General features: G+C 66.6%; 7 protein-coding genes and 1 pseudogene. 3 read left to right on the top strand and 5 right to left on the bottom strand.

Features of this window, described 5'->3' with window-relative positions; genetic code table 11:
* A partial coding sequence (locus EN738_RS25805) for an ATP-binding cassette domain-containing protein (RefSeq protein ID WP_145966933.1) occupies nt 1-559 on the top strand: 559 nt, incomplete at its 5' end.
* Nucleotides 556-1,545: an ABC transporter permease gene (locus tag EN738_RS25810; protein WP_245478376.1), complete on the top strand. Its 990-nt coding sequence runs from the start codon at nt 556-558 to the stop codon at nt 1,543-1,545. The genes EN738_RS25805 and EN738_RS25810, both read left to right, overlap by 4 nt.
* A gap of 131 nt (nt 1,546-1,676) precedes the next feature.
* Here EN738_RS25810 and EN738_RS25815 read toward each other — a convergent pair whose 3' ends face one another.
* The 3 genes from EN738_RS25815 to EN738_RS25825 all read right to left on the bottom strand — a co-directional run bounded on the left by EN738_RS25815 (nt 1,677) and on the right by EN738_RS25825 (nt 4,923).
* The gene (locus tag EN738_RS25815; protein ID WP_127286170.1) at nt 1,677-3,032 is read right to left on the bottom strand and encodes a glutamine synthetase family protein; all 1,356 of its coding nucleotides are present in this window, start codon (nt 3,030-3,032) and stop codon (nt 1,677-1,679) included.
* 255 nt (nt 3,033-3,287) lie between these two features.
* On the bottom strand, nt 3,288-3,986 hold the full coding sequence (locus tag EN738_RS25820) for a GntR family transcriptional regulator (RefSeq protein ID WP_127286171.1): 699 nt from the start codon (nt 3,984-3,986) through the stop codon (nt 3,288-3,290).
* A 154-nt stretch (nt 3,987-4,140) separates the two neighbouring features.
* A complete protein-coding gene (locus EN738_RS25825) occupies nt 4,141-4,923 on the bottom strand; it encodes an SDR family oxidoreductase (RefSeq protein WP_127286174.1) in 783 nt (260 codons plus the stop codon).
* Between the two features lie 176 nt (nt 4,924-5,099).
* Between EN738_RS25825 and uxuA the strand changes: the two are divergent.
* Nucleotides 5,100-6,283: pseudogene (gene uxuA / locus EN738_RS25830) on the top strand (mannonate dehydratase).
* Nucleotides 6,284-6,348: 65 nt separating this feature from the next.
* Here uxuA and atzF read toward each other — a convergent pair.
* Both atzF and EN738_RS25840 read right to left on the bottom strand, forming a co-directional pair.
* Entirely contained in the window at nt 6,349-8,181 is a 1,833-nt protein-coding gene (gene atzF / locus EN738_RS25835) for an allophanate hydrolase (RefSeq protein ID WP_127286172.1), read from the bottom strand.
* The coding region (locus EN738_RS25840) for a cupin domain-containing protein (RefSeq protein ID WP_189605977.1) at nt 8,178-8,402 on the bottom strand (225 nt) is incomplete at its 5' end. The genes atzF and EN738_RS25840, both read right to left, overlap by 4 nt.

Below are 8,402 nucleotides of genomic sequence, written 5' to 3' on the forward strand. Positions count from 1 at the left end.
GCGCGAGCCTTCGGAGGCCGGGGCCGCAGGTATCGGGCTGGTGCCGGAAGACCGGAAGCAGGAGGCGCTGCTTCTGATGCAGGCGGTGCGCGACAATGTCAGCCTGGTGGTGCCCGACAAGGTGTCGCGCTACGGCTTCTTCAGCCGCCGCCGCGAGCGCGCGCTGGTCGCCCATCACGTCGCCGAGCTCAGGGTCAAGACGCCGTCGATCGAACAGGCGGTGGGAAAACTTTCCGGCGGCAACCAGCAGAAGGTCGTGTTCGCCCGCTGGCAGGCGCGCGGGCCGGCGGTGCTCATCCTCGACGAGCCGACGCGCGGCATCGACGTCGGCGCCAAGGCGGAGATCTACAGGTTGATCGAAAGCCTGGCCGACCGGGGCCTCGCCATCCTGCTCATCTCCTCCGAAATGCCGGAGCTGCTCGGCCTCGCCGACCGCGTGCTGGTCATGCAGGGCGGACGCATCAGCGGCGAGCTGCCTTGGCAGGAGGCGAGCGAGGAGGCCGTGCTGGCGCTGGCCATGCGCTCGGGGAAAGAGACAATCGAAAGGAGGGTATCGTGACCGATACTGCGACGGCCGGCCGCGAGCGCGTGCCGGCAACCCTGCTTGGCCGCATCGGCGCGCAGAACATTAGCCTGCTGATCGCGCTGGTGGTGCTGTTGGCGATTTTTGGCGCGCTGAGGCCGGACGTCTTCTTCACACCGCGCAACCTGATCAACATCGGCCTCGCGGTCACCCTCCTCGGCATCCTCGCCATGGCGCAGACGGTCGTCATCGTCTCCGGCGGGCTCGACATATCGGTCGGATCGATCGTCGGCCTGAGCACCATGGTGCTTGCCGTCGCCGCGCAGGAAACCGGTTCCATACCGATCGGCATTCTGGCCGGCCTGCTTGCCGGCCTGCTGGCGGGCGCGATCAACGGGTTGATCATCGTCTACGGTCCGGTCAACGCGGTGATCGCCACGCTCGGAACGATGTCGGCCTTCCGCGGCCTCGCCTATCTGATGAACAACGGCAACTCGATCCCGATCACCGGCGACAGTCTGCGGGCGCTGGGCATCGGCACGCTCTTCGGCCTGCCCTTCGCCATCTGGCTGCTGATCGCGGCGATGGCGGCGTTCATCGTCTTCACCCGCGAGACGGTCGTCGGCCGCAACATCTACGCGCTCGGCGGCAATCCGACGGTGGCGCGGCTGGCCGGGATCCCGATCCGCCGCTACCAGATCTCTATCTATGCGATGAGCGGGTTCGCGGCGGCAGTGGCCGGCCTGGTGCTTGCCAGCCGCACCATGTCCGGCCAGCCTGCCTCCGGCAGCCAGGGGCTGGAGCTGGAAGCGATCACCGCCGCGATCCTCGGCGGCTGCGCGCTGCAGGGCGGCAAGGGCACGATCGTCGGCGCCATGCTTGGCGTGCTGATCATCGGCGTGCTCAACAACGGCATGATCCTGACCAGCGTTCCGACCTTCTATCAGCTGCTCGCCAAGGGCGCGCTGCTGATCCTGGCGGTCATCGTCCAGGAACGCCAGCGGGCGCGGACCGGAGAGTGAGCTGACTAGAGCAGTTCACCGTTTCACGGATACGGCGGCCTGCTCTAACTCATTGTTTTGATGCAATTCCGGACGGAAGGCTACGGCGAAGCCGCCGAGCCCAACCGTTTCACATTTTTCCTGGAATTGCTCTAGACGCTCTCCAGATAGGTCTCGATCTCGAAGTCGCTGACATTGAGCGCGAAGGTGTTCAATTCCTGGCGCTTGCAGGCGACGAAGGACTGGCGCAGCGTAGCCGGGAAGATCTCGGCGACGAGCGGCCCGCTTTCGAAGCTGGCAATGGCCGAGGCCCAGTCCGGCGGCAGCTTCGCCAGCGTGAGCCCTTGTCCCTCGCCGCCGGTCGGTTCGCCGGGCGACAGTTCCTTTTCGATCCCGACGAGCGCCGCGCCAAGGATAGCCGCCAGCACCAGGTAGGGATTGGCGTCGGCGCCGGACACGCGGTGCTCGATGCGGCGCGCCGCGGCGGGGCCGCCGGGAATGCGGATCGCCACCATGCGGTTCTCGTAGCCCCACGCAACCGCGGTCGGCGCGTAGGAGCGCGGGCGCAGCCGGCGGTAGGAATTGAAGTGCGGCGCGAACACCAGCGTGCTCTCGGCCATCGCCGCGAGCAGGCCGCCCACCGCGTGGCGCATGGTGTCGGAGCCCTGGTCGCTGCCGTCGTCGAAAATGTTGCGGCCGTCGCGATCGATGACGCTGAAATGGACGTGGAAACCGTTGCCGGCGCGCTCGCCATAAGGCTTGGCCATGAAGCAAGCGGCAAAGCCGTGCTTGCGGGCGATGCCCTTGACGGTGCGCTTGAAGAGCACGGCGTCGTCGGCGGCGCGCAAGGCATCCGGCACATGGTTGAGGTTGATCTCGAACTGGCCGACCCCGTTCTCGGCGATCGCGGTGTCGACGGGGATGCCCTGCATGCGGCAGGCCTCGTAGACGTCATGGATGAAGGCCTCGAAATCGTCGATCTCGTCGATCGAGAGCGCGGCATCGGAATCGAGGCGCCGGCCGGTGATCGGCGAGACAGGCCCGACGGGCCGCTGCGATGTCGGGTCGACGAGGTAGAATTCGAGCTCGGTCGCGGTGACCGGCGTCAGGCCGAGCGCGGCGTAGCGGTCGAGGATGCGGGCGAGCGCGCGGCGCGGGTCGCCGAGATAGGGCGCGCCGTTTTCATCGGCGAGCCACAGCGGCAGAAGCGCCGTCGGATGCGCCGTCCAGTTGACGGGCAGGATGCCGCGCCCGGTCCACTGGCAAAGCCCATCGGCGTCGCCGGTCGAGAAGACCTGCGCATTGCCTTCGATATCCTCGCCCCAGATGTCGAGCCCGATCAGTGAGTAGGGCATGCGCAGCTTGCCTTCGAGCGCCTTGCGCGCCTGCTCGACGGGAATGCGCTTGCCGCGCATGATGCCGTTGAGATCGCACACCGCGGCCCTCAGGCTCTGGATGTCCTCCCTGCTTTCAAGCCAGTTCAAAACGTCGGCAATTGCATCGCTCAATTTCCAGCCCCTTGGTTCTTTCTGTAGCCATCGCGGCTACGATATCCATTTTTCAGCTTGTGAGTTCATGAAGGTCGCCATGGATGCTTCCAGGCAATTTTCCTTCATTTTTTCAATTTGCTAGCTGGGATATCGGGGGGCATTTCAGGTCCATATTGTGCGATCTGCGATCGCAACATAGCTGGATGACGCAGGAAAGCCAAGCCGGGATTTGGCGAGGCCTTCGGCGCGCGCTCGAATGGCCCTGCGGTCTGCCTAGTGGCGTAGTTCCGGAAACTTCACCTGGCCGAGGATGTGTGTCGCCCCCTCGTCGATGTCGCGCACGATGGCCGCGCGGGCCCGTTCGCCGTCGCCGGCCTCGATCGCCGCGACGACTTCCTCGTGATAGTCGATGCCGAGAATGCCGGCGAGGCCGTCCTCGAAGCCGATCGCCAGGTTCCTCAGAAACGGGCCGACCTGCATCCACACCGTCTCGATCAGGAAGATCATCTGCTCGTTCCCGCAGTGGCGGTAGATCGAGAATTTGAAGTCGTGGTTCTTGCGCAGATAGTCGTCGATGTCACCGCTGCGGGCGGCTTGGGTGAGCTCGGTGCAATGGCGGCGGATGGCGCGCAGGTTGTTGCCGTTGATGCGGTTGGTGGCGAGCCCGGTGGCCGTACCTTCCAGGATCGTGCGCACGGCGGTCAGTTGCTGGAAGCGCTCGGCGGAGATCAGCGGCACCTCGACGCTGCCGTTCGGCATCGGGCTCAGCGCCCGCAGCGCCTGCAGCCGGGTGAAGGCGCTGCGCACCGGCATGTCGCTGGTGCCGAGCTCCTTGGCGAGCTTGCGCGAGGTCAGCTTCTGGCCGGGCTGCAACTGGCCCGACATCAGTGCGCGCACGAGCTCCAGATAGACTTTCTCATGCAGCGGAACGGTATCGACAGCGGTCAGCCCGAATTGCGATTTGTCGGCCATTGGCGATGCGTTGCTTCACTCGTCCTGAAATCTGCCCGGTCGCTCTGTCGGCGGGCCGGATGCGTTACGGGCTTTCGAACCACGATAGACGGTTAAAGCGCGCCGCCGCAAGTGCGGGCGGCGGCGGCCATCCGTCCCGTTGCCGTCGATGCCCTCATCTCACGCCAATGCCGGCCAGCAGGCCGCCATCGATCCTGTAGTCGGCGCCGGTGCAGAAGCTTGCCTTGGACGAGCACAGGAAGGCGATGAGTTCGGCCACTTCCTCCGGCTCGCCGATGCGGCCGAGCGGGTGCGCCTCGCCGAAGCGCCTGAAGGCGGCCTCGATGTCGGCGTTCGGGTCGTCGCCGCGCGCGGCCCTTTCGAGGATCGGCGTGCGGACCGACCCCGGGCTGACCGAATTCACGCGGATGCCCTGGCGGGCATAGTCGAGCGCCAGCGAGCGCGTCAGCGTGTGGATGGCGCCCTTGGTGGTGGCATAGGCGGCGACGTTCTGCTGGCAGGCAGTGCCTTGCACCGAGGCGACGTTGACGATGGCGCCGCCGCCGCGCTTGATCATCTCGGGGATGCCGTAGTGGGCGGTGAGGTAGATGGAACCGACATTGACGGACATCGCCCGGTTCCAGGTCTCGAAATCGGTGCTGGTGGCGGTGCCGTAGGGGTGGACGGCCGCGGAGTTGACGATGACGTCCAGCCCGCCGAAGCGGCCGACACCGTCGGCGATCGCCTGGGCGACCTGGTCCGGCACGGACACATCGACAGTCGCCACCAGCGCGGCGGCGCCGTTGCGGTCGAATTCGGCCTGCATCGCCGCATTGGCGTGCTCGTCGATGCCGAGCGCGATGATCGCCGCCCCGCCCGCCGCCAGGCGCCTGGCGCTTGCCAGGCCGATCCCGGTCGTCCCCGTCACCAGGGCGACCTTGCCGTCGAAATCCATCATTGCCGACACTCCGTGATTGTCCGCCGGGAATTGCCGGCGCGCGACGCCGTTGCCGATCCTCATAATGCGCTGGATGACGGGCGACAAGAACGCGCGTCCCGTCGACTTTGGCTGCCCGATTTGACTCGCCGTCAAGGCCGACAATAAGGTCCGCCGGAATCAGGAAAGAGGCACTCATGGAACAATGCTGGCGCTGGTACGGGCCGGACGATCCGGTCACGCTCGACCATATCAAGCAGGCCGGAGCGACCGGCATCGTGACGGCCCTGCACAACATCTATGACGGCAGCGCCTGGCCGCTCGATGCCATCCTCGAGCGCAAGCGCATCGTCGAGGCGGCCGGACTCACCTGGTCGGTGGTGGAGAGCATTCCCGTTCACAACTCGATCAAGATCGGGTCGGCGGAGCGGCAGCGCTATGCCGGCTGGTACAAGGACACGATTAGGGCGCTGGCCAAGGCCGGCATCTCCACCATCTGCTACAATTTCATGCCGGTGGTCGACTGGACGCGCACCGATCTCATGTACCGGCTGCCGACCACCGGCTACGCGTTGCGTTTCGATGCGATCGACTTCGCCGCCTATGACGTCTTCGTGCTGAAGCGCAAGAATGTCGAGGCGAGCTACAGCCAGGCACGCCTCAAGGAAGCGGAAGCGCGGCTGAAGTCGCTCGGCGACGAGCAGATCGAAAAGGTCGAGCGCAACCTGATCGCCGGCCTGCCGGCCACCGAGCGCAAGTACAATCGCGAGACGATGCGCGAGGCGCTCGCCGATTACGACGCGATCGGCCCGGCGGAACTGCGCGCCAACCTGGCCTGGTTCCTGAAGGAGATCATCCCGGTCGCCGAGGAAGTCGGGGCGCGCATGTGCATCCACCCGGACGATCCGCCCTTCTCGCTGTTCGGGCTGCCGCGGGTCGTCTCCACCGCCGCCGACGCGCGCTTCATCCTGGAGACGGTCGACAGCCCGGCCAACGGCCTGACCTTCTGCACCGGCTCCTACGGCGTGCGCGCCGACAACGATCTTGTCGCAATGATCGGGGAATTCGCGCCGAGATCCATTTTGCGCATCTGCGCAACGTGACGCGCGAGGCGGACGGCTCCTTCTACGAGGCGGAGCATCTGGAGGGCTCGACCGACATGGCGGCGGTCATCCTGGCGCTGATGAAGGAGGAGACGCGCCGGCGCAAGGAAGGCCGGTCCGACTGGCGCATCCCGATGCGTCCGGACCATGGCCATCTGCTTGCCGACGACATCGGCAAGACCAGGATCAACCCCGGCTATTCCCTGATCGGGCGGCTCAAGGGCCTTGCCGAATTGCGCGGCATCATGCGGGCGGTGGAGCGGTTCGAACTGGCCTGAGGCTGCTCCCCGAACTCTTCAGCGAGGCGGGCCTTGAACCCTGCCGATCCTGCTGGCCCCTCCGTTCATCTGGAGGGAACGCTTTCCAGTTGCCGCCGCGCCTCGTGGGTCCTGGCGACGAAATTGCGCCAGCCGCCATAGGCGGAGATGTCCGTCGCAGCCAGCAGGCCGGCGGTTTCGGCCAGGAACCCTTTCGCCGATGTGCCGTCGTCGAGCTCGATGGTGCCGATGCCGAGCGGCGGCGGAATGGCGGCGACGAAACGGCCGAAGGCATCGGCGCAAAGCCGCCAGACCTCGACCTCGATCGCGGCGCCGCCGCTGCCGACCCGGATGAGCCCCGGTTTGGGTGTGGTCTGGCCGGCAAGCTCATAGAGCTTGTAAGAAGAGCTGGTCCGCGCCGCCCTGCAGAAGCGCGCGCCGGCCTCCTTCAGCTGGCCGTTGAGCGGCATTCCCGAAAGATGCGCGCCAACCACCACCAACTCGATCGTGCCGTCCTCGGCCGATGCGCCGACAGGCTGTGCGCTCGACTGCCGCCAACCGGTCGCGCCGAGGGCGAGGCCGCTCGCCGAGTGGAGGTCGCGCGCGACGGATGCCGCAAGGCCGTCTCGTCCGGCAGTCGCCAGCAGGGTCACGCTCATCGGCAGACCGTCGTCGCGCGTGCCGGTGGGCACGGCGATGCCGCACATGTCGAGCAGATTGACGAAATTGGTGTAGGTGCCGAGCCGGCTGTTGGTGGCGATCGGATCGGCAAGCACGGCATCGACGGTGTAGTGGGTCGGCGCGGTCGGCACGCAGAACAGGTCTACGGAGGCGATCACCGGGGCGAGCCGGGCCTTGTAGGCCTGCAAGGCATAGAAGCCGCGGAAGGCGTCGGCCGCCGACAGGTTTCGGGCGCCGCCGATGATCTTGCGCGTCACCGGATGGAGCGCTGCTTCATTCACCTCGAAGAAATCGCGGATCGCTGCATAGCGCTCCGCCACCCAGGCGCCTTCGTAGAGCAGATCGGCGGTGGCGTAGAAGTCGCCGAACGGGATCTCGACAAGCCGGCAACCGAGCCGCGACAGCATGGCAAGCGAGGCCTCGAAGCCGGCCTGCATCGCCGTATCGCCGAAGAATTTCAGGTCGGCTTTTACCGGGATGCCGACGTTCAGCACCGGGGCGTGCGCCACGAGCGGGTGGACGGCGACGTCACGCGAATACGGATCGGTTGCGTCGCGCGCGGCGGCGATGGAGAATACCGCGTAGGCGTCGTCGACGGTCAGCGCGAAGACCGACACGCAGTCGAGCGTCCGGCAGGCCGGCACGACGCCGGCCGTCGACAGTGCGCCGACGGTCGGCTTCAGTCCGACGATGCTGTTGAGGCCGGCCGGAATGCGGCCCGAGCCGGCGGTATCGGTGCCGAGTGCGAAGGAGACGATGCCGCGCGCCGTCGCCACCGCCGAGCCGGAGGAGGAGCCGCCCGGCACCAGCTTCAGATCGATCGCATTCCTCGGGATCGGCCATGGCGTGCGCACGCCGACGAGGCCGGTGGCGAACTGGTCGAGATTGGTCTTGCCCACGACCAGGGCGCCCGCAGCCTTGAGCCTCGCCACCACGGTTGCGTCGCTTGCGGGCGTGTAGGCAAATTCGGCGCAGGCGGCCGTGGTCGGCATGCCGGCGACATCGATATTGTCCTTGACGGCGAAGGGGATGCCCCAGAGCGGCATGGCCACGGGGTCGAACGGGCAGAGCGCTTCGGCCTCAGCCAGCATCTCGGCTCTCGTCGCAAGGTGGATGAAGATGCCGGGGTCGGGCGCCGCCGCGATGCGGGCCAGCACCGTATCGATCACCTCGGCGATGCCGATGCCGGCTTGGTAGGCCGCGTGCAGGCTGCCGATATCGAAATGGATGTCGCTCATCTCGTCTCGCCCAGAATGATCACCGGCAGGTCCCACTGGATCAGGACGACGCAACCGTCCTTCGTCCACACCGAATGCTCGGTGCCGACCGGATTGAGGATCACGCTGCCCGCCGGATAGTCGCCGTTCTCGTCGCTCTGGGTGCCTTCCAGCACGACGATGGTTTCCAGCCCGACATGACGGTGGCGTGGCACGCCGGCGCCCGGCTGGTATTTGAGGAC

This window comes from Mesorhizobium sp. M4B.F.Ca.ET.017.02.2.1 (genome assembly GCF_003998955.1).
Classification (GTDB): domain Bacteria; phylum Pseudomonadota; class Alphaproteobacteria; order Rhizobiales; family Rhizobiaceae; genus Mesorhizobium; species Mesorhizobium abyssinicae.